General features: G+C 72.1%; 21 protein-coding genes. 9 read left to right on the top strand and 12 right to left on the bottom strand.

The window, feature by feature from the left end; all coding sequences use genetic code 11:
• Positions 1-3: 3 nt before the first annotated feature.
• From ACQP2X_RS29575 to ACQP2X_RS29540, 8 genes are all read right to left on the bottom strand, one after another.
• Positions 4-708 carry a hypothetical protein gene (locus ACQP2X_RS29575; protein WP_498687390.1) on the bottom strand — a complete coding sequence of 235 codons (705 nt, stop codon included), beginning with the start codon at positions 706-708 and terminating at the stop codon, positions 4-6.
• A complete protein-coding gene (locus ACQP2X_RS29570) occupies positions 705-3,338 on the bottom strand; it encodes an FtsK/SpoIIIE domain-containing protein (protein WP_498687389.1) in 2,634 nt (877 codons plus the stop codon). The genes ACQP2X_RS29575 and ACQP2X_RS29570 overlap by 4 nt, the downstream gene beginning before the upstream one ends.
• Positions 3,331-4,233, bottom strand: coding sequence for a hypothetical protein (locus ACQP2X_RS29565; RefSeq protein WP_498687387.1), 903 nt, complete (start codon positions 4,231-4,233; stop codon positions 3,331-3,333). Before ACQP2X_RS29565 ends, ACQP2X_RS29570 begins: the two co-directional genes overlap by 8 nt.
• Before the next feature lie 4 nt (positions 4,234-4,237).
• Entirely contained in the window at positions 4,238-4,498 is a 261-nt protein-coding gene (locus ACQP2X_RS29560) for a hypothetical protein (protein ID WP_097321034.1), read from the bottom strand.
• A 226-nt stretch (positions 4,499-4,724) separates the two neighbouring features.
• On the bottom strand, positions 4,725-5,822 hold the full coding sequence (locus ACQP2X_RS29555) for a carboxylate-amine ligase (protein ID WP_498687385.1): 1,098 nt from the start codon (positions 5,820-5,822) through the stop codon (positions 4,725-4,727).
• Positions 5,819-6,763, bottom strand: a complete 945-nt coding sequence (locus tag ACQP2X_RS29550; RefSeq protein WP_498687383.1) for a methyltransferase — start codon at positions 6,761-6,763, stop codon at positions 5,819-5,821. Before ACQP2X_RS29550 ends, ACQP2X_RS29555 begins: the two co-directional genes overlap by 4 nt.
• A gap of 49 nt (positions 6,764-6,812) precedes the next feature.
• Positions 6,813-7,256, bottom strand: coding sequence for a class I SAM-dependent methyltransferase (locus ACQP2X_RS29545; RefSeq protein ID WP_498687382.1), 444 nt, complete (start codon positions 7,254-7,256; stop codon positions 6,813-6,815).
• A gap of 110 nt (positions 7,257-7,366) precedes the next feature.
• Positions 7,367-7,747: an NYN domain-containing protein gene (locus ACQP2X_RS29540; protein ID WP_498687380.1), complete on the bottom strand. Its 381-nt coding sequence runs from the start codon at positions 7,745-7,747 to the stop codon at positions 7,367-7,369.
• A gap of 130 nt (positions 7,748-7,877) precedes the next feature.
• Here ACQP2X_RS29540 and ACQP2X_RS29535 point away from each other — a divergent pair, with 130 nt between their 5' ends.
• The gene (locus ACQP2X_RS29535) at positions 7,878-10,403 is read left to right on the top strand and encodes an ATP-dependent Clp protease ATP-binding subunit (protein ID WP_498687379.1); all 2,526 of its coding nucleotides are present in this window, start codon (positions 7,878-7,880) and stop codon (positions 10,401-10,403) included.
• Positions 10,404-10,431: 28 nt separating this feature from the next.
• Here ACQP2X_RS29535 and ACQP2X_RS29530 read toward each other — a convergent pair whose 3' ends face one another.
• Together ACQP2X_RS29530 and ACQP2X_RS29525 are read right to left on the bottom strand one after the other, a co-directional pair.
• Positions 10,432-11,427: a LysR family transcriptional regulator gene (locus ACQP2X_RS29530; protein WP_498687378.1), complete on the bottom strand. Its 996-nt coding sequence runs from the start codon at positions 11,425-11,427 to the stop codon at positions 10,432-10,434.
• Between the two features lie 100 nt (positions 11,428-11,527).
• Positions 11,528-12,115, bottom strand: a complete 588-nt coding sequence (locus ACQP2X_RS29525) for a hemerythrin domain-containing protein (RefSeq protein ID WP_498687376.1) — start codon at positions 12,113-12,115, stop codon at positions 11,528-11,530.
• Between the two features lie 68 nt (positions 12,116-12,183).
• Between ACQP2X_RS29525 and ACQP2X_RS29520 the strand changes: the two genes are divergently transcribed.
• Both ACQP2X_RS29520 and ACQP2X_RS29515 read left to right on the top strand, forming a co-directional pair.
• Positions 12,184-13,491, top strand: a complete 1,308-nt coding sequence (locus tag ACQP2X_RS29520) for a M20/M25/M40 family metallo-hydrolase (protein WP_498687374.1) — start codon at positions 12,184-12,186, stop codon at positions 13,489-13,491.
• 23 nt (positions 13,492-13,514) lie between these two features.
• Positions 13,515-14,192: a hypothetical protein gene (locus ACQP2X_RS29515; RefSeq protein WP_498687371.1), complete on the top strand. Its 678-nt coding sequence runs from the start codon at positions 13,515-13,517 to the stop codon at positions 14,190-14,192.
• Positions 14,193-14,242: 50 nt separating this feature from the next.
• On the opposite strand, the gene ACQP2X_RS29510 is transcribed toward ACQP2X_RS29515, so the two are convergent.
• Positions 14,243-14,434, bottom strand: coding sequence for a DUF5703 family protein (locus ACQP2X_RS29510; RefSeq protein ID WP_360254473.1), 192 nt, complete (start codon positions 14,432-14,434; stop codon positions 14,243-14,245).
• Between the two features lie 43 nt (positions 14,435-14,477).
• Positions 14,478-15,473 carry an aldo/keto reductase gene (locus ACQP2X_RS29505; RefSeq protein ID WP_498687370.1) on the bottom strand — a complete coding sequence of 332 codons (996 nt, stop codon included), beginning with the start codon at positions 15,471-15,473 and terminating at the stop codon, positions 14,478-14,480.
• A gap of 129 nt (positions 15,474-15,602) precedes the next feature.
• Here ACQP2X_RS29505 and ACQP2X_RS29500 point away from each other — a divergent pair, with 129 nt between their 5' ends.
• The 6 genes from ACQP2X_RS29500 to ACQP2X_RS29475 all read left to right on the top strand — a co-directional run bounded on the left by ACQP2X_RS29500 (position 15,603) and on the right by ACQP2X_RS29475 (position 20,780).
• Positions 15,603-16,655 (top strand): LLM class F420-dependent oxidoreductase, encoded by a 1,053-nt coding sequence (locus tag ACQP2X_RS29500; protein WP_498687369.1) that lies wholly within the window; start codon positions 15,603-15,605, stop codon positions 16,653-16,655.
• The gene (locus ACQP2X_RS29495) at positions 16,655-17,329 is read left to right on the top strand and encodes a histidine phosphatase family protein (protein WP_498687367.1); all 675 of its coding nucleotides are present in this window, start codon (positions 16,655-16,657) and stop codon (positions 17,327-17,329) included. The genes ACQP2X_RS29500 and ACQP2X_RS29495 overlap by 1 nt, the downstream gene beginning before the upstream one ends.
• Positions 17,330-17,440: 111 nt before the next feature.
• Positions 17,441-18,049: a DUF3090 domain-containing protein gene (locus ACQP2X_RS29490; RefSeq protein WP_498687365.1), complete on the top strand. Its 609-nt coding sequence runs from the start codon at positions 17,441-17,443 to the stop codon at positions 18,047-18,049.
• Positions 18,046-18,861, top strand: a complete 816-nt coding sequence (locus tag ACQP2X_RS29485) for an SCO1664 family protein (protein WP_498687364.1) — start codon at positions 18,046-18,048, stop codon at positions 18,859-18,861. Before ACQP2X_RS29490 ends, ACQP2X_RS29485 begins: the two co-directional genes overlap by 4 nt.
• A 52-nt stretch (positions 18,862-18,913) precedes the next feature.
• Positions 18,914-20,155 (top strand): cysteine--1-D-myo-inosityl 2-amino-2-deoxy-alpha-D-glucopyranoside ligase, encoded by a 1,242-nt coding sequence (gene mshC, locus ACQP2X_RS29480; RefSeq protein ID WP_498687362.1) that lies wholly within the window; start codon positions 18,914-18,916, stop codon positions 20,153-20,155.
• A 307-nt stretch (positions 20,156-20,462) separates the two neighbouring features.
• Positions 20,463-20,780: a hypothetical protein gene (locus ACQP2X_RS29475; protein WP_498687359.1), complete on the top strand. Its 318-nt coding sequence runs from the start codon at positions 20,463-20,465 to the stop codon at positions 20,778-20,780.
• Positions 20,781-21,163 lie beyond the last annotated feature (383 nt).

Below are 21,163 nucleotides of genomic sequence, written 5' to 3'. Positions count from 1 at the left end.
GTCCTAGGCGGCCGCCGCGCGGACGGCGGTCAGAAGGATGCCGGCGGTCACTAAGCCGGTGATCAGGACGGTGACGACCGTGGACGTGTCCAGGGCGGCGCCCCGTCGGTCGGCCACGCGCTTGGCGGCCACCACGGCCAGGACCGGGCAGGCCAGCAGGACCAGGAGGGCCACCACCGGGAGGGCGTCCTTCCACGTGCCGGTGGCGGAGCCGCCGTTCTCGCGCAGGACCTGGTGCAGGATCACGCCCACGACGCCGCCCAGGAAGCCGAACAAGCCGAAGAGCAGCTTCACCCCGCTCGTGATCGGGCGGGCGGGAGCCGTGTACTTGACCTTGTTGGCCACCTCGTCGAAGTAGTCGTCGGCGTCGCGGTCCGAGCGCTGCCGCGGGATGGCCGCCGTCGGCACCGTGCGGCCGTAGCGCTCCGCCACCGGGCCCACCTTGTGCACGTACTCCGACCACAGGCCCGCCGCCCGGGCGTCCGCCTCCTCCAGGGCGCGCTGGGCCTGCGCCACCTCGTGCGACGTCGACCGCACCGTCTCGTCGGCCGCCCGGATCGCCTCCTCGGCCGCGGCCACCCTCTCCTCGTGCCAGTGGGCCGCCTCGGCCCTCATCGTGGCCGCCTCGTCGTCCAGGGTGGTCAAGCGGCGCAGCACGCTGCGGTAGTCAGCGGTCTCGAAGTCGGCCGGCTGCAAGCCTTGTGTCATGACCCGGCTCCATAGGGGATGATCACCTCGGCGCCGCGGTGCACCGAGCGGTCGAAGTGCAGGGCCCGCCACGGGCGCGGGTACCAGGCCGGCGCGCCCGCTCCCGGATAGAACGGGGCGAGTTCGCTGCCGTGCACGTCCAGGGCCACCCACGCGCCGATCGGGTCGGTGCGCGACGCCTGTCCGCCGAGCGCGTCGCGCAGCAGGGCCGCGCCCCGCCACCAGCCCAGCACGTGCAGGCGGCGTTCCGGGCCCTGGCGCAGGATCGTGCGGAGCTGCTCGGCCGTCTCCTTGCCGCCCGGCAGCGCGTCGGCCGCGTAGATGATGAGGAAGTGCGGCCGGTCGGCCGGCCACGACGAGGACGCCTCGGCCGCCACGTCCTCCAGGAGCCAGTCCGCGCTGTCCGCGTCGAACGAGCCACAGTCGGGCAGGTCGGCGCAGAGCGCCGCCGCGGCCGCCCGCGCGTCCGGGTCGAGGCACAGGATCGAGAAGCGGGCCCCGTCCGGCGGGAACTGCGCGGCCAGCGACACCGCCGCGGTCGACAGGATCGCGCACGCCTCGTCCATGCGGGTGCCGAGCACGGCCAGGTTGCGGCCCGGCGCGCGGCGCAGGACGGTCCGGGCCGAGCGGGCCGCCACGTCGATCGTCTCGCCCAGCAGCACCATCGGCGCCGCCACCTGCTCGGCCGGGGCCAGCCGCCGGAAGTCGGGGCTGTCGGCCAGCCGCGGCACCACGTCGCCGTCGAAGAGGCGGGGCGGGCCCAGCTCGGGCGGCCGCTTGCGCCACAGCCGGTGTTGCAGCGCGTTCCACCGTCCGCGGTCGCCGGCCGCCGGCACCCGGACGACCTTGTTGGCCTCGAGCGCGCCCGAGTCGGCGTTCACGACCGCGTGATAGCGCGGCAGCGACTCGGCCGCCGTGTTCGTCTCGGCCAGGATGCGCCGGGCGCGGGGCAGCGCGATGCGCAGCGAGAACTGAGCGACCAGGGCCGGCCGTCCCCACAGCGCCTCGATGCCGCTGACGTCCTGCGAGGCCAGGATCAGGTGGATGCCCTGGGAGCGCCCGCGCCGGGCCAGGTCTTCGAGCAGGTCGACCGCCTCGGCGGCCACCGCGTCGCGCCCGGAGAGCAGCACCTGGAACTCGTCGACCACGGCCACGATGCGCGGCCAGCTGCCCTCGGGGTCCTCGGCGCGCAGCTCGGCCAGGTTCGTCACCTCGTACCTCTTGGCCGCGTCGGCCCGGCGCCGCAGCTCCTCGCCGAGGAAGCGCAGCAGGGCCAGCCCGAACTCGCGGTCGGTGTTGACGTTGACGCCGACCAGCCGGACGTGCGGCAGCCAGCTCGGGTCACGCCGGCCGGGCGCGAACCGGGCGAACGAGACGCCCTCCTTGAAGTCGAGCAGGTAGAAGGCGAGCTCGGCGGGGGAGTAGCGGGCGGCCAGGGAACCCATCCACGCGTAGATGAGGTTGGTCTTGCCGGTGCCGGACGGGCCGGCGATCAGCGCGTGCGGCGGATAGTCGGCCAGCGTCAGCTGCACCGGCACGCCCTGCGGGCTGTCGCCCAGAGGCGCGCTGAGCCCGGTCGCGGCGCTTTCCTTCCATTCCTCCTGCGGCAGCAGACTGTCCAGCGCGACCGGGGCCGGCCCGGCCTCCACGGCCTCGGCGATCCGGCGGCAGGTCGCGGCCACGACCGCTTGCGGGGGGCCGCCGTCGAGACGTACCGGCAAAGCTCCGGCACTGCTGACCCGCGCGTGGTCGCCGCTCGCGGCGGTGATGAACTCGATGCCGTCGGCCGCCTGGACCGGAAGGCCTTGAATGACCAGGTGTACGCCGCAGGCCGCACCCGTGCGCAGCAGCCGCTGGAGCTGGGCCTGCTCGGCCCGGCCCAGGTCGCCCGCGCCGAGCAGCACGGCGACCCGCCACGGCTCGGGCCGCCGGTGGGTGGCCGCGTTCAGCTCGCGCAGCGACGTGTACTCGCCGGCCAGCACCGTCTCGTTGATCCGCCGGACGTGCGCGGTCAGGTCGTCGAGCAGCGCCGGCAGCCCGCCCGGCGCGACGAAGGTGAGCACTCCGGCCGGCGCGAGCGGCGCGAACCGGGCCAGCCCGCCGCCCAGGTGCTCCGGGTCGTAGCCGATGAGCTGCACCTGGCCCGGCGCGGCGGTGCCGAGCGCCCGCAGCAGCAGGCCGGCCACCACCTCGTCGCCCAGGGTCCGGTCGCCGCGGACCACCACGTGGCCCCGGTCGAGCAGCGGCACCAGCGCCGGCACCTCTTCCGGGTGCGGCAGCAGCAGCCGGCCCACGCGCAGTTCGGCCGCCCGGTCGAGCGGGGTCGCCTGCCAGTCGTCCCACGGGTCGCCGGCGGCGCCGGGCGCGGCCCGATCGGCGGCGGCCGCGGCCGCGCCGGCGTACGCCGCCAGATCGGTCCTGTGCTGATCGTCGATCTCGGCCAGCCGGGCGTCGCGCGCGTCGTCGATCCTGCGCAGGCGCGCCTCGGCCGCCGCCTCGACCCGGCGCCGTCGCTCGACGGCCGCGGCGTGCGCGCCCCGGGCCCGGTCGAGGGCGATCGCGGCCGCGCCGAGCGCGTGCGACAGCCCGGCCCGGATCTCCATCACCTGCTGTGCGGTCGACTCAGCCATGGCTGGACGGGCTCCCGGAGGAGTCGGAGGGCTGGGCGGGGCGGCGCACCGGGTCGGGCGCCGACGGGTCGAGCGTGCCCGCGTCGCGGCCCAGCCGGGCCAGCAGGACGCCGGTGAGCACGCTGGCGGTCACCGCGTTGTCGGCCGGGTGGCCGGGCGGGCGTTGGCCGCCCTCGGCCGGCACCCGGCAGATGCGCGCGATCAGGGTCTCGAGCACGGCCGGGGAGGTGCCCGGCAGCAGCGACCGGACCCGGCCCTCGGCGGCCGAGCGCAGCCGGGGCACGTCCTCGGGGCGCGGCTCGTGGCCGAGCAGGTCACCGGCCAGCCGGTGCAGCACGGGCGGGGTGACCGCGGACAGCGCGAGCCCGGTCGAGGCGTTCACCCCGTGCAGCTCGCGGCCGAGCCGGGCGCGGTCACCGGCCCGTACGCCCGAAGCCACCCGCCGCAGCAACTCGGCCGTGTCCGGCTTGTCAGACTTGTCGGAGGAGGGCGGCGCCGGCTCACCGGTCAGTTGCGCGACCCGCTCCTGCCACCAGGGCCCGAGTTGCTCGGGCTTGTCGGGACTTTCCCCGCTCGGCGCGGGTGACTCGGGCTGCTGGAGCCCGGCCTTCCAGTCACGGTCGGGCGGAGCACTGGCGTCACCGCTGAGGCCCACCGAGGCCAGATATTGGGCGATGGCGTCCTGGGCGAGGCGCAGCGCGGCCGCGGCCCGCTCGGCCGCCTCGGTGGCGTTCGACAGCTGCGGCACGCCGATCGGGTCGACCGACTGCTCGCGCACCCACATGAGAATCTCGGTCGCGCTGCGCAGCTTCTCCATCGCCACTGTCACCTGGCCGGTGGGCAACTCGTCCGAGGTGGCGCGAAGCCGGGCGCCGAGCTCCTGGATCAGCGACATCGCGTCAGAGCATCGCCGTGTAGGTCTGCGCCTGCTCCACCGCGAGCAGCGTGGCGCCCAGGCACTCCTCGAGCGACTGGTCGGCCTGCGACAGGGACGCGTGGGCCGCCCCGACCGCGTCGTTGCCGCTGCCGTCGAGAGCGGCGGCCAGGCTCTGCTGGGCCTCGCCGATCTTCTCCCGGGCCGCCTGTATCGCCGCCTGCCCTTCGGTCACCTGCTGAAGTGCGGCATCGACAGCCGCTTTGACCTCGGCGACACTGGCCACCCGTGCAGCCTCCTGCTGTGCGGAACCCGACTACTGTCCTGAAGCCTACTGCCCCGTTCCTGTCCGGCTATCCCCGCACGCCCCTTTTGCCGCTCACCCGCTTGACGTGTGGCACGACCTGCTAAAACACTCTTCCCGTACGACCGGGGACAGTCCACTTCGGGCGATTTCCGTACGACGGGTGATCGTTCTTGAGTGAACAGGATTGAACCGCACGGGTGACCTTTCAGCCGGCCGTCGTGCGCCGGGCGGCGCCGGCGAGCGTGGCCACCAGGTCGCCGCCGGCGCGCTCGTGCTCGCGGCGCAGCCGGTCGGTGCCGGTGCCCACGGTACGCAGCGCCGCCAACAAGTCGTACGCGGTGTCCAGATCGCCGTGCCGGTCGAGGGCCGGCGTGACCGTCTCGACGAGCTCGCCGACCATCTCCCAGGCCGGCCGCGTGATCTCCCGCGAGGGATCGAGCAGCGTGCCGCCGAGCCCGCTGTGCGCCGCGTTCCAGTGCGCCGCCGTCAGCACCGAGTCCGGGACGGGCAGCGCCCGCCGGCCCGCCCGCACGTCGTCCAGGGCCGTGCCCACCAGCGCCCGGATCAGCGCCGTGAGCAGCACCGCGTCGGTGACCGAGGGGCACACGTCGGCCACCCTGACCTCGACCGTCGGATAGCGGGCCGACGGCCGCGCGTGCCAGAGCAGCAGGCTGTCGTCCATCATCACGCCGGCGGCGACGAGCAGCCGTACCGTCCGCTCGAGGTCCTTCACCGACTCGAAGTAGGGCGTCGGTCCCAGTCCGGGCCACCGGTCGAGCTGCATGGCCCGCCAGCTCGCGTGCCCGGTGTCCGTCCCGGCCGAGAACGGCGAGTTCACGAACATCGCCTGCACGACCGGCAGCCAGGGCCGCAGATGGTTGCCGACCAGGATCGCGGTCTCCCGGTCGGGCACGCCGACGTGCACGTGACATCCGCAGACGGCCGGGTCGCCGACGATCGGCCCGTAGTGCCCGGCGATGGCCCGGTAGCGGGGATCGTCGGTGACGAGCAGCTGGGGCTCGCCGACGGGCGTGGCAGCCAGCGCGACCAGGTCGGCGCCGGCCGCGGCCGCGGCCTCGGCGGCCGCCCGCCGCATCACCGTCAGGCTCTCCCGCACCTCGTCCAGGCTCGAGCAGACCGGTGTCACCATCTCGATCATGCTGTGCCGGAACTCCCGCCGGCTCTGCCCGCGCAGCTGCTCGGGCAGCTTGCCGGCCACCGCGGGCGCGACCGGCACGTTCTCGCCCGTGCGCGGGTCGAGCAGGAGGAACTCCTCCTCGACACCGACCGTGGGACCGTTCATCGGGTCGCGGTCAGCAGCACGAGGGCGATCCGCTCGGCGTGCTCGTAGGCCGGGCCGTCGAGCTCCTCGCCGTACACGTCCGGATCCCACTCGCGATAGGTCCACCGCAGGCCGGTACCGGCCAGGCGCTCGGCGGCGGCTTCCCGGAACGGATCGGTCCCGCCGACGATTCCGGTCCCGGCGAACAGGACCAGGGTGCCGTACGGCGCCAGGCGCTCCACGGCCGCGTCGATGATCGCCATGGACAGCTCGTGCCCGTGCGCCCCGCCGTCCCGGTACGCCCGCCCGGCCGGGTCGATCATGAAGGGCGGGTTGGAGAAGATCAGGTCGAACTCCCCGTCCACGTCGTTCAGCAGGTCGCTGCGGCACGGCCGTACCCCGGGCGTGCCGGCCAGCGCGGCGTTGACCCGGGCCATCCGCAGCGCGGCCGGGTTGATGTCGACCGCCAGCACGCCGGCCGCCGGCGCCCGCCTGGCCACCGTGATCGCGCCGGCCCCGGTGCCGCAGCCGACGTCGACGGCCCGCCGGACCGGTCGTTCCCGGCCTTCCACGTGGGCGGCCACGGCGCCGGCCATCCGATAGGTGTCCGGGCCGAAGAACACCGAGTCCCCGGCGTCGGTCGGGAACGCCGAATGGGCGAAGAGCTCCCCGTCGTACGAGGAGAACCGCACCGTGCTGCGCCACTCCTCCCCGTCGCGCCGCACCACCCCGGCCGCGTCCATCAGCTCGACGATCCGCTCCGGCAGTACGCCGGGCCCGAACGGCCGGCTCCAGCCGAAGACGTCCCGCAGCCCGCACGCCCGCTGGTTGCGCGGGCGCCGGTTGACCCGTTCGTGGGTGGCCGGCGTGACGGTCGTGAACTCGTAACCGGCCTCGCGCAGGGCCCGGCCCAGATCGGCCAGCGCGGTGTCGAGATCCGGGGTGGTGGCGGTGATCGTCATGGCGCCCGCATGCCCACGATCGCCCCGCTCATGCCTGCCGGCACCCGTCCTACCCCGGTCCCCGGGTGGCGACGAGCATGACCAGCGCGATCCGCTCGGCGTCGCCGTAGCGCGGGCCGTCGAGCTCCTCGCCGTAGACGTCGGGGTCCAGCTCCCGATAGGTCCAGGCCAGCCCGGTGCCGGTGAGGTGCTCGGCCGCGGCCCGCTGGAACTGGTCGTTGCCGCCGACCACGCGGGCGCCGCTGAACAGCACCAGCGAGCCGTGCGGGGCCAGATGGGCGGCGGCCTGGTCGAGGATCGTGGTCGACAGCTCGTGCGGCTCGCCGCCGAGATAGGTCTGCCGGTCCGGATCGAACAGGAACGGCGGGCAGGACACGATGAGGTCGAAGGTGCCGCCCACGTCGTCGAGCAGATCACCGGCGCGGTGCTGGACACCTGGCGTGCCGGCCAGCGCGGCGTCGGCGCTGTCGAGATCCCGCATGGGGATGGTCATGGCCGCCGAGTCCCCCATATCGGGCAAATCATGCATCTCGGCCGGGGCGGCGGGGGAGTGGTTCAGGTCCCAGCGACGCGCGTTACAGTCCGTGGGAGCATCGTCACAATTTAGCGCCTGGGCACGCTCGACGGGCCCCTCACTTCGGCCCCTAGTTGTGTCACCCGGTCTCGTAATCCGCGATCGGCCGTCACAACCACGATGCGCCTGGCGGCGGCTTCCCCTCGTACCAGATCGACGATCTTGTCATCACCCGAGCCGTCGGCGCGCTCCACGCGCACGCCTCCCTCGGCCGGCGGGGTCTCCCGCGCCTTACCCTCCACCACCAGCACGACCTCGACCGGGCCGGCCAGATCGGTCAGGCCGTTCGCCATGATGGGCGTCAATGCGTCCCGCAGCCGCAGGGCCGCGCCGGCCCGATCACGCCACCACCCGTCGGGTACCGAACCCACGACATTGGCCCCGTCGACGATCACCAGAGGTACGGTCATGAAGTTGAGCCTACCCGAGTCAACTTTTGCGGCGAATCGGGAATCAATCGATCCGGCACGGCGCTGATAGGGGTCGTGCAAGGTGGGTAAAGGCCCCCGGCACAACGGCTACGGAGAAGAGAGAAGACGTATGAGCATCGGACCGATCGGACCGGGTGGGCCCGGCCAGTGGGACGACTTCTTCGCGCGCTTCTTCGGCGCGGCGGACCCGCGCCGTTCGCAGCGCATCGATATCACCAAGTACATGAGCGGCGACGCCCGTGAGGTGCTGTCCGCGGCGGCGCGCCGGGCGGCCGAGCTGGCCGACCCCGACCGCACCATCGCCGACCTCGACACCGACCACCTGCTCTGGGCCACCCTCCAGCTCGAGCCGATGAAGCAGACCGTGCGCCGTGCCGGCGCCGACCCCGACTCGCTGCTGGCCGCCCTCGGCCGCCCGGCCGGGGTGAGCGAGGAGCCGCCCACGCAGGTCCAGCTGACCCCCGCCGCCAAGCGGGCGCTGCTCGACAGCCTGCAGATCTCGCGTGCGGTCGGCGCCTCGTACGTCGGTCCCGAGCACATCCTGATGGCCCTGGGCCTCAACCCCGACTCGGCGGCCGGCCGGCTGCTGGGCGGCAAGCTCGACCCGCAGGCGCTCCAGCAGTCGGCCGAGCCGCAGCCGGGCGCCCCGCGCCCCGGTGCGCCGCGCGGTGGTGGCGGCGGCGGCAATGCCAACACCCCCACCCTCGAGCAGTTCGGCGTCGACCTGACCGAGCTGGCCCGCCGCGGCGAGATCGACCCGGTCATCGGCCGGGCCGGCGAGATCGAGCAGGCGGTGGAGATCCTCTCCCGGCGCACCAAGAACAACCCCGTGCTCATCGGTGAGGCGGGCGTCGGCAAGACCGCGATCGTGGAGGGCCTGGCCCAGCGGATCGTGGACGGCGACGTGCCGCTGACCCTGGAGAACAAGCGGGTCATCCAGCTCGACCTGGCCGGCCTGGTGGCGGGCACCCGCTACCGCGGCGACTTCGAGGAGCGCCTGCGCAAGGTCATCGACGAGATCCAGGACTCGGGCGACCAGCTCATCGTCTTCCTTGACGAGATCCACACCCTGGTCGGCGCCGGTGGCGGCGGCGAGGGCGGTGGCATGGACGCCTCGAACATGCTGAAGCCGGCCCTGGCCCGCGGCAAGCTGCGCGTCGTCGGCGCGACCACGCTCGACGAGTACCGCAAGCACATCGAGAAGGACGCGGCCCTGGCCCGTCGCTTCCAGCCGGTGCTGGTGGGCGAGCCCAGCGTCGAGGACACCGTGTCGATCCTGCGCGGCCTGCGTGACAACTACGAGGCGCACCACCAGGTGCGGATCACCGACGAGGCCCTGCAGGCCGCGGCGGAGCTGTCCGACCGCTACATCACCGACCGGTTCCTGCCGGACAAGGCGATCGACCTCATCGACCAGGCCGGCGCCCGGGTGCGCCTGCGGGTCAAGACCCCCGACGCCGACGTCCGGGAGAAGGAGCGCCGCCTCGAGCAGCTCTCCCGCGACCGCGACCAGGCGGTGGCGGCCGAGAACTACGAGAAGGCGGTGGCCCTCCGCGACGAGATCAACTCGCTGAAGGAGCAGATCGCCACGGCCGGCGTCACCGCCGACGGCGTGCCGCAGGTGACCGACGCCGACATCGCCGACGTCGTGTCGCGGGCCACCGGCATCCCGGTCGCCCAGCTCACCGAGGAGGAGAAGGCGCGCCTGCTCCGTCTCGAGGGGCACCTGCACGAGCGGGTGGTCGGACAGGACGACGCCGTCGAGGCGGTGGCCGAGGCGGTCCGCCGCTCGCGGGCCGGGCTCGGCGACCCGGACCGGCCGGTGGGCAGCTTCCTGTTCCTGGGGCCGACCGGTGTCGGCAAGACCGAGCTGGCCCGGTCGCTGGCCGAGGCGCTGTTCGGCGACTCGGACCGGATGATCCGGCTCGACATGAGCGAGTTCCAGGAGCGGCATACCGTGTCTCGCCTGGTCGGTGCCCCTCCCGGCTACGTCGGATACGACGAGGCGGGCCAGCTGACCGAGGCGGTCCGGCGCCGCCCGTACAGCGTCGTGCTGCTGGACGAGATCGAGAAGGCCCACCCGGACGTCTTCAACATCCTGCTCCAGGTGCTCGACGACGGCCGGCTGACCGACAGCCAGGGCCGCACGGTGAGCTTCAAGAACACCGTGCTGATCATGACGAGCAACCTCGGCTCGGACATCATCAGCGGCACCCGGCGCAGCGTCGGCTTCGGCACCGGCTCCGGTGGCGCGGCCGAGGAGGAGCTGCGGGACCGGCTCGACCGCCGGCTCAAGGAGCAGCTGCGGCCCGAGTTCATCAACCGGATCGACGAGATCATCGTCTTCCGGCAGCTCGAGCAGGAGCAGGTCCGGCAGATCACCGAGCTCATGCTCGACGAGACGCGGCGGCGCCTGCACGCGCAGGACATCAGCCTGGAGATCACCACCGAGGCGGTCGACTGGCTGGCCGAGAAGGGCTTCCAGCCCGAGTTCGGCGCCCGCCCGCTGCGCCGGGTCATCCAGCGTGACCTGGACAACCGGCTCTCGAAGATGCTGCTCGGGGCCGACCTGGCGCCCGGGCAGAAGGTCAAGGTCGGCGCGGCCGACGGCAAGCTGACCTTCGAAGCCTCCTGAGGCTTCCGCCTGCGATGAGGGGCCCGGCTTATGCCGGGCCCCTTCCGCTGTTGGCCAGGCCCTCGTAGACGCCCAGGTGGGGATAGTCGACGCGCCAGTCCAGATAGGCCGGGTTGCGCGCGGCCACCTCCATGTAGGCGTCCTGGGCCATCTCGATCAGCTTGTGCGCGCTGAGCGCGGCCGGCGAGTCGGGATGCCACCCGATCACGTAGCGCCAGCGCAGCGGGGCCCCGCGCAGCGGGCGGTGGGCCAGCCCGGCCGGCGCCCGGAACGTCGGCTGGCACAGGCCCAGCGCCGAACCGGCCTCGACCATGTCGACGCAGCCGCGGATGTCGCTCTCGAGGACCCGGCGCGGGGTGAACCCGGCCCGCGCGCAGGCCGCCGCGAAGCAGTCGCCGAAGCAGCCGTCACCGGTGCCGGCCACCCACTGCTCGTTGGCCAGCTCGGCCAGGTCGACGTCGGTGCCCTTGGCGTTCGGGTGGTCCTCGGGCATGAGCACGCACACCGCGTCGACGGCGACCGTCTGCCACACCAGGCCGTAGTCGGCCGACGGGATGGCGTCGCCGCACACGCCGACCTGGCAGTAGTCGAGCTTGCCGGCGATCACCATGTTGGCCAGCTCGTCGACGTAGTACGAGGCGTACGTGGTGATCTGGGCCTCCGGCTCGGCCATGGAGAGCCGGTGGACCATGCCGCCCAGGATGGGCCCGCCGATCGCCCCGAACCGGTAGCGGCTCATCCGGCCCTGTCCGGACGCGCCGGCCAGCCGGGCCGCCTCGTCCTGCAGGCCTTTCATGGCGGGCAACAGCACTCGGGCGCGGGCCAGGACCAGCTCGCCGAGCGCGGTGGGGCGCGCGCCCCGGCGGTCCCGCTCGAACAGCGGGCCGCCCAGGGTGCGCTCGATGCGCTGCAGCTGCGCGGTCAGCGCCGGCTGTGCGAGCCCCAGCTGCGATGCCGCCTTGGTGACACTGCCGGTCTCCGCGATGGCGCAGACCACCTTGAGGTGCCGCAGCTCCAGGTTCATAGCGTGACGTTAGGACCACATATACATAGATGGCTAGACCTACGCGCCTTCGAAACATCCCCCACTTGTGACAAATGGGTTAACGAATCCGGTGTTTTCCCTACAAATCCTTGGCGTACGTCGTGCGACGAGTGACGGCATCGCGCAATTTGTCCACCACGGCCACGGCCGGATCGACCACCTTGTTCCACGGGGGAGTGGACGGGGTGGCCGGGTGCGGGCGGGTCGGCGCGGCCTCCTGGGCCGTCTCGAAGCGGTTGCCGACCCGGATCAGATCCTCGATCGGGACCATCTGCGTCAGCACCGGAAGAAGCTCCTCGGCGTCCGCGTCGACGTGCCGGCGCACGGCCGCGGCCACGTCGGCCACTGTCGCCTCGTTGGGCGTTCGTTGCAACTGTTGCAGAGTGACCAGCAGGGCGTGATCCTCGGCCAGCTCGCGGTCGGTGAGCTCCTCGCCGCCGGGGACCACCTTGCGGATCGCCGGATAGAGGTACTGCTCCTCGCAGCTCAGATGCCGCGACAGCGTGGCGATCACGACGTCGGTGATCTTACGGTCGTTCGGCTGTTCCTGGAGAAGTGAGCAGAGTTCGAGCAGCTCACGGTGCTCCTGGGTGATGACGTCGACGACATTGCGCCCGGTGGTCTCGCCACCCAGCGGCGGAAGCGGGGGAAGATTCAGCGAAGTCACGGCCGCAACGGTTCCCCGAGTGGCAGCCGCCACAAACCTCCTTGACGATCTGCTGGTAGGAATAGCGGATGAAGACCACCGCCGTCGACGAGGTCACCGGCCTCTGCCGTGACCTGCTGCGCATCGACACCACGAACACCGGCGACCCGCGCACCACGGTCGGCGAGCGCGTCGCGGCCGAGTATGTCGCCGAGAAGCTCGGCGAGGTGGGCATCGAGTCCGAGATCCACGAGTCGGCCCCGACCCGGGCCAACCTGTTCGCCCGCATCCCGGGCGCCGACCGCAGCCGCGGCGCCCTGATGCTGCACGGCCACCTCGACGTGGTCCCGGCCGACGCGAGCGAGTGGTCGGTCGGCCCGTTCTCGGGCGAGGAGAAGGACGGCTATCTCTGGGGCCGCGGCGCCATCGACATGAAGGACTTCGACGCGATGATGCTCGCGGTGGTCCGCGAGTGGCAGCGCACCGGCTATGTCCCGCCCCGCGACATCGTGCTCATGTACACGGCCGACGAGGAAGCCGGCATGGAGTACGGCTCGCAGTGGCTCGTGCGCAACCACCGCGACGCGTTCGAGGGCGTCACCGAGGCGATCGGCGAGGTCGGCGGCTATTCGTTCACCGTCAACGACGACCTGCGCCTCTACCTCGTGCAGACCGCCGAGAAGGGCCTCGACTGGCTGCGCCTGAACGCCACCGGGCGCCCCGGGCACGGCTCGTTCGTGCACGACGACAACGCGATCACCACGCTGGCCGAGGCGGTCTCGCGGGTCGGCCGGCACCGCTTCCCGACCGTGCTCACCCCGACCGTGCGCACCTTCCTCGAGCAGATCAGCGAGGCGCTGCAGATCGAGCTCGACCCCGAGAAGCCGGAGCAGGTGATTGCCAAGCTCGGCCCGATCGCCAACATGATCGGCGCCACCGTCCGCAACACGGCCAACCCGACCCGGCTCGAGGCCGGCTACAAGGACAACGTGATCCCCGGCCGGGCCAGCGCCACCATCGACTGCCGCACGCTGCCCGGGCACGCCGACGCCTTCCTGGCCGAGCTCCGCGAGCTGATCGGCCCCGGCGTCGACATCGAGCACATCTCGCGGCAGACGGCCGTCGAGACCGGCTTCGACGGGGCGCTGGTCGAGGCCATGAGCGACGCCCTGCGGGCCGAGGACCCGGCCGCGCGCACCATCCCGTACATGATGTCCGGCGGCACCGACGCCAAGGCCTTCTCCACCCTGGGTATCCGGTGCTTCGGGTTCGCGCCGCTGAAACTCCCGGCCGACCTGGCGTTCTCCTCGTTGTTCCATGGCATTGACGAGCGGGTCCCGGTCGAGGGGCTAGAGTTCGGCGTGCGTGTGCTCGACCGTCTGCTCCGTAACAGCTGACTTGTGTGGAAGGACCCACTTCGATGACCGACCAGAACGCGGAGCTCGACGCCGCCCTCGAGCGGGTCGTTGAGGCCGCCCGGGCGCACCTCACCGCGGTCAAGGCGGCCGAGGGCCGCATGGACGACGACGACGTCTGGCAGGCGTACGTCAACCTCAACAACGCCTCTTTCGCGTACGACGAGAAGATGCTCGACGCGTACGGCGAGGTGACGCCCTGGGACGTCGAGTCGATCGACCCCGACGAGGCCGACCAGCGCTTCGGTCTGGGCGTCGACGGCTTCGACCCGGCCGAGTCGACCGACCCTTACCCGCAGGTGCTCTCGGTGCGCCAGCGCCGCGACTACCGCGTGCCCAGCATCTCGGCGCTGCTGCGGCGCGCCGAGGTGGCCCGGCGCAGCGCCGTGCCGGAGGACGAGGACCCGGGCGCGGTCGAGACGGTCGGCGAGGCCGTGCTCGAGCTGCTCCAGGCCGGCGACGGCTCGCTGAGCTCGCTCGACGTGCCCGAGCTGGAGCCGCTCGACGGCCTGCTGACCGTCAGCGAGATCTCCGAGCCGCTCGACCTGGAGGCCTTCGAGGACTCCGACGGCGACGGCCCGTTCGCCCCGAAGCAGGGCGACCTGCTGGTCGGGCGTCTCGACGAGCACCCGTACCTGCCCGACGAGGAAGAGGACCACGCCGGTCACCACCACCACCACTGAGCTTCTTCGGTTGTGACTGAGAAAGGCCCGTCCACACGGACGGGCCTTTCTCAGTAGCTCAACCCCGGCTGCGGGGTCGGCTGCACACGACGGCGGAGCATCACCTTGCGGGTGCCGTCCCGGTAGAGCTGGACCCGGGCCAGCTCCCATCCCGAGAACTCCGCCTGAATGGCGAGCTGCGCCGCCGCGGTCAACCGATCGACATTCGAGGGCAACCTCAGCGGCGCGTATTCGTAGTCCATGGCCACTAGAGTGCACCTCTTTCTCGCCCCCCGACAAGCTTGATCAGGGCTCGCCGTCGGGGTAGCCGGCGCCCTCGCGCTCGGGATAGCCGACGTCGATGGCGGAGACGTCGTCGAGGGCGTTGGCGATCTCGGCCGGCAGGGTCAGGTCTTCGCTCAGCAGCGCGCCCTGCAACTGGCCGGCCGTGCGGGCGCCCAGGATCGGCGCGGCCACGCCGGGGCGGTCGCGCAGCCAGGCCAGGGCGACCTCGACCGGGGAGACGCCCAGGCCCGCGGCGGCCGTGACGACCGCCTGCACGATGCTGGAACTGCGCGGTTCCAGGTACGTCTGCACGAAGGCGGCCAGGTGCTCGGTGGCGGCCCGCGAGTCGAGCGGGCGGCCGTTGCGATATTTGCCGGTCAGCACACCCCGGCCCAGCGGCGACCAGGCCAGCACGCCGAAGCCGAGCGCGGCCGCGGCCGGCAGCAGCTCGCGCTCGACACCCCGCTCCAGCAGCGAATATTCCATCTGGGAGGCGACGATCGGGGCCCGGCCCGGATAGGCCGCCTGCCAGGTGGCGGCCCGCGCCGTCTGCCACGCCGCGAAGTTGGAGACACCGACGTAACGGACGCGGCCGCTGTTGACGGCGTGGTCCAGGGCGGCCAGGGTCTCCTCCAGGGGCGTCATGGTGTCGTACCCGTGGACCTGCCAGAGATCGACGTAGTCGGTGCCCAGCCGGCGCAGCGAGGCGTCGAGCGAGCGCAGCAGGTTGCCGCGGGAGCCGTCGCGCGTGCGGAAGCCGTGCGGGGTGAGGCCGGCCTTGGTGGCGATCACCACCTCGTCGCGGGGGACCAGGTGGTCGAGCAGCGAGCCGATCACGGCCTCGGCGTCGCCGTCGCCGTAGACGTCGGCCGTGTCGAGCAGCGTGCCGCCGGCCTCGAGGAAGAGTTTGAGCTGCGCGGCCGCGTCGTCCGGGTCGGTGTCCCGGCCCCAGGTCATGGTGCCGAGGGCGAGCCGCGAGACCGCCAGCCCGCTTCGGCCGAGCGGTCGCTGTTGCATGAGTGAACCTTATTCAGACAGTCTCCATAGGGAAATCCTGACGCCCAGGTCGAACCGGTCGGTTACCTGACCGAGATCACCGAGCGTGGGCCATTAGGCTGCGAACAGCGAAAATGGAGGGGAGCGCACGTGCGTCTGGGACTGAGCCTCGGCTATCAATCGGCGTGGAGCACACCGCAGGACCATCTGGCGATGGCCCAGGAGGCTGACCGGCTCGGCTACGCCGTCGCCTGGTCGGCCGAGGCGTACGGCTCGGACACGGTCAGCATGCTCTCGTGGATCGCCGGGCAGACCCAGCAGATCGACCTGGGCGCGGCCGTGATGCAGATCCCGGCCCGCACCCCGGCCATGACCGCGATGACCGCGGCCACCATCGACACGCTCTCCGGCGGCCGCTTCCGGCTCGGCCTGGGCGTCTCCGGCCCGCAGGTCTCCGAGGGCTGGCACGGCGTGCGTTTCGGCAAGCCGCTCGGGCGTACCCGGGAATATGTCGAGATCGTCAAAATGGCCATCGCCCGGCAGCCGGTGTCGTATCAGGGCGAGCACTACACGCTGCCCCTGCCGGACGGGCCCGGCAAGGCGCTGCGGCTCGGCTTCCACCCGCCGCGCGAGGCCATCCCGATCTATCTGGCCGCCGTCGGCCCCAAGAATCTGGAGCTGGCCGGCGAGATCGCCGACGGCTGGCTGGCCATCTTCTTCGCGCCCGACGCCGCGGGGGAGTACCTCCAGCACATCGAGCGCGGCCGGGCCAAGAAGGGCCTGGGCCTGACCGGCTTCGACGTGGCGCCGACGGTGCCGGTGGTGCTGGGCGACAACGTGGCCTGGTGCGCCGACGTGATCCGGCCCTACGCCTCGCTCTACGTGGGCGGCATGGGCAGCCGGGAGCAGAACTTCTACAACCAGTTGGCCGTACGCATGGGCTACGCCGACGCCGCGGCCAAGGTTCAGGATCTCTACCTCAGCGGCAAGAAGGCCGAGGCGGCCGAGGCCGTGCCGCAGGAGTTCATCGAGCGCACCTCGATCCTGGGCAACAAGATCCAGGTCAAGGAGCGGATCCGGCAGTACGCCGCGGCCGGCGTGGGCACGCTCTCCATCAGCCCGTACGTCGGCGATCTGAAGAGCGGCCTCGACACCCTCCGGATCGTCGCCGAGGCGTACGAAGAGTCCGGCGTGGCCGAGTAGTGGCCACCGTTCTGCTGCTCCGGCACGGGCGCACCACGGCCAACGCCACCGGCGAGCTGGCCGGCCGGCTCCCGGTGGAGCTCGACGAGACCGGCCGCCGCCAGGCCGAGCGGGCCGGCGAGCGGCTGCGCGCGCTGCCGCTGGCGGCGGTGGTGACCAGCCCGCTGATCCGCTGCCGGACCACCGTCGAGCTCGCCCTGCCCGGGGTGACGCCGGTCGTGGACGAGGCCTTCACCGAGTGTGGCTACGGCGACTGGGAGGGGCGCCCGCTCAAGGAGCTGGCCAAGGAGGAGCTGTGGCCGGTGGTGCAGCAGCACCCCAGCGCGGCGGTCTTCCCGGGCGGCGAGGCGATGGCGGCCATGTCGGCGCGGGCGGTCTCGGCCGTGCGGCGCTGGGACGCCCGGATCACCGCTGAGCACGGGCCGGAGGCGCTCTGGGCGGTCTGCAGCCACGGCGACGTGATCAAGGCCATCATCGCGGACGCGCTCGGCCTGCACCTCGACCAGTTCCAGCGGATCGTGGCCGACCCGGCGTCGGTGAGCGTGATCCGGTACACGCCGACGCGGCCCTTCATCGTGCGCGTCAACGACACCTCGGATCTGTCGTCACTCGTGCCCCAGGCGCCTGTCGCCTCCGATGCCGCCGTGGGCGGCGGCGCCGGAGCAGGGGTCTAGAAGAGCACAGTGTGACCGGGGTGTTACCCCTGGCTGGTGAGCGTTGCGCCGTGGGCGAACCCGGCCCTGTGGGGATGCGCGGGGCCGGGTGAGGGTGGATAGGGTTGTCCTATGACCCACCAGGTGCACTCCTTCGAGCCGCCGGAGCGGTTCGTGGCCGGGACGGTGGGCGAGCCGGGCGACCGGACCTTCTTCCTCCAGGCCCGCGGTGGCGGCCGGGTGATCAGCGTCGCGCTGGAGAAGGTCCAGGTGTCGCTCCTCGCCGAGAAACTCGAGGAACTGCTCGTCGAGGCGAACAAGCGGTTCGGTGTCTCGCTGCCCGAGACGGCCATGCTCGCCGGGCACGACAACGAGCCGCTCGACGTCCCGGTCGACGAGGAGTTCCGCGTCGGCACGCTCGGGCTCGCCTTCGACGTCGACACCAGCACGGTGGTGATCGAGGCCATCGAGGCGGGTGAGTCCGAGGTCGAGATCGAGCTCGGCGGCGACCCCGGCGACGAGCCGGACGACGACGACGTCGAGGACGACGAGGACGAGGACGACGAGCCCGACGACGACCTCGACCGGCTCCGCGTCCGGCTGACCCCCGAGGCGACCCGCGCGTTCATCGACCGGGCCCGCCGCGTGGTGGCCGCCGGCCGGCCGCCCTGCCCGCTCTGCGGCCAGCCGCTCGACCCGGCCGGCCACCTCTGCCCCCGGCACAACGGCTACCACCGGTGACGGCTGAGCCCGCGGCGGCGCTGGCCGAGAGCGACGCCCTCGAGCTGCTCGCCCACGGCGAGATGGAGATCGAGGGACGGCTCGTCGACGCGTCGAACACCACGCTGCGGGCCGAGATCACGCTGTCCGGTGTGACCCGGCGCTGTGTTTACAAGCCGGTGCGCGGCGAGAAACCGCTGTGGGACTTCCCCGACGGCACGCTGGCCGGGCGCGAGGTGTCGGCGTACCTCGTCTCCCAGGCCACGGGCTGGGACGTGGTGCCGCCGACGATCCTGCGCGACGGCCCGCTGGGCACGGGCGCCCTGCAGCTGTGGATCGACGAGCCCGCCGAGCTGGAGCCGCTGATCGGCTTCGTGCCGGCGTACGACGTGCCCGAGGGCTGGATAGCGGTGGCCAACGCCCGCGACGACGACGGCGACGCGTACGCCCTCGCGCACGCCGACGATCCGCGGCTGGCCCGGCTGGCCGTCTTCGACGCGGTGATCAACAACGCCGACCGCAAGGGCGGCCACGTGCTCTACCCGGCCACCGGCTCGGTGCACGGCGTCGACCACGGCGTCTCGTTCCACGTGGAGAACAAACTGCGCACGGTCCTGTGGGGCTGGACCGGCAAGCCGCTGATCGACGAGGCCGCTGAGGTCCTGCCCAAGCTGATCGCCCGGCTCGACGGCGACCTGGGCTCGGCCCTCGAGGAGCACCTGACGATCTCCGAGGTGCAGCATGTACGCCTGCGGGCCAAGCGCCTGCTGCGGGCGGGCCGGTTCCCGCAGCCGCCGCAGGACTGGCCGGCGATCCCCTGGCCGCCCGTGTAGTAGGTCACGGACGCGCGCCTTTGTTCCTACCAGCTGGATAGGCTTCACAACCATGGACGCTTGGACCGGGCACGATGTGCCGACCCTGCCCGGCTCGGGGCAGCCGCCTCGCCTGTACGACTCGGCCCGCCGCTCGGTGCAGCCGTCCGTCCCGGGCGGCGACGCGGCGACGATGTACGTCTGCGGCATCACCCCGTACGACGCCACCCACCTGGGTCACGCCGCCACGATGATCACGTTCGACCTGGTCAACCGCCTCTGGCGCGACAACGGCCACGACGTCCGCTACGTGCAGAACGTGACCGACATCGACGACCCGCTGCTCGAGCGGGCCGAGCGTGACGGCGAGGACTGGATCGTGCTGGGCATGCGCGAGACGGCGCTGTTCCGCGAGGACATGGAGGCGCTGCGCATCATCCCGCCGGCGCACTACGTGGGCGCCGTCGAGTCCATCCCGTCGATCGTCACCCACGTGCTTTCGCTGTTGGATTCGGGCGCGGCCTACAAGCTCGACGACGGCACCGGCGACGTCTACTTCTCCGTGGCCGCGGCCCCGCGCTTCGGTTACGAGTCGGGTTTCGACCGCTCCGAGATGACCGTGCTGTCGGCTGAGCGCGGCGGCGACCCGCAGCGCGCCGGCAAGCGCGACCCGCTCGACCCGCTGCTGTGGCGCGGCGCCCGCGACGGCGAGCCGGCGTGGGACGGCGGCGACCTCGGCCCCGGCCGCCCCGGCTGGCACATCGAGTGCACGACCATCGCGCTCAACCTGCTCGGCGACACCATCGACGTCCAGGGCGGCGGCAGCGACCTCATCTACCCGCACCACGAGTGCTCGGCCGCCCACGCCGAGACCCTGACCGGCGCCGAGCCGTTCGCGGCGCACTACGTGCACGCCGGCATGATCGGCCTCGAGGGCGAGAAGATGTCGAAGTCCAAGGGCAACCTGGTCTTCGTGTCCCGCCTGCGAGGCGACGGCGTCGACCCGATGGCGGTGCGCCTGGGCCTGCTGTCGGGCCACTACCGCACCGACCGCGAGTGGACCGACGAGGTCCTGAAGACCGGCGAGGACCGCCTGGCCCGTTGGCGTTCGGCCGCCGCCGCGCCGTCCGGCCCGTCGGGCGAGGGCTTGCTGGCCGCCGTACGCGAGAGCCTCTCCAACGACCTCGACGCCCCGGCCGCCTTGGCACTGGTCGACGCGTGGGCCGAGGCGGCCCTGTCCGCGGTGGGCGACGACACCGAGGCCCCCGCTCTGATGGCGCGCACAGTGGACGCCCTGCTCGGCATCCGCTTGTAGCGTTCCCCAGCGCCCGGCTTTCTTCGGATTGCCGGGCGCTTCTCTCGTGCCGGGCCGCCGCGTTCCTCGGCGTGTCGCGCGCATCGCTTGCCCTCGCGCTCTTCCCACGCTGGATTCACGCGTGCCGGCACCCTTTTCCGCCATCGGCGGTAGGCTGCCCCGCGAGGACTTTAGACGGCGATCTTGGGTTACCGGCCGGTTTGGGGATTTCGTACGCGGATGGTCGGACCTATCCGAAATCAGCCACATTTCCCCGACAAAAGGTCCAGACTTTCGGTGGTCAAACAATCGTCCGAAAGGAAATACCATGCGTCGTCCGGTCATGTACGTTGGGGGTCTTCTGCTGGCTGCCGGTGCGAGCCTCGCCTTCGCGGGTCCCGCCTCCGCCGCTGCCTCCCACGACAGCCACGCATCCGCCGTCGCCCACAACCCGTGGGGTGACGACAACGACGTCGACTTCGACTACGACTCGCGTTCGCTGAGCTACGACCTCGACTACCGCCTCCACAACGAGGACAACGACGAGTACACCCAGGTCAGCCTGCTGAACCTGCTCAGCCCGAACGGCGAGAAGAACCAGGGTCTGGGCCTCGGCCTGCTCGGCAACGGCGGCACCTTCAGCTGACCAGCCGAACCTTCACCGGCGACCATCGCCGTTGACTAAAACCCGGGGCGCCCACATCGGACGCCCCGGGTTTCTGCTTGTCCACCAACCTTGTCGAAAGGCTTCTCCACCGCGCTGCCCATTCCCCTTCCCGCCAAGACCGCATCGCCCGTCGCCCGGTCGGCCTCCCGCCCGTTCCTGCGCCTGCCCGCCCTTCGTTGCTCCGGCCCATTCCTCACGATCCGCGTCCGGCCCACATTGGCTGATCCTGCATTTGGTGATGACCCGGTTGTGGGCGGCCGAGCGGGAGCGGGCCTCTGTGTCGCGACCTCGGCGACGATCATCGACGACTAGTGTCAAGGGAGCGCGACAGAAAGACAAGGACGCTTGACTTCTTGTCAAGG

The organism is Actinoplanes sp. CA-131856, assembly GCF_050956135.1.
Lineage (GTDB): Bacteria > Actinomycetota > Actinomycetes > Mycobacteriales > Micromonosporaceae > Actinoplanes.
The sequence above is the reverse complement of the archived record's forward strand: the minus strand, read 5'-3'. Positions and strand labels throughout refer to the sequence as shown.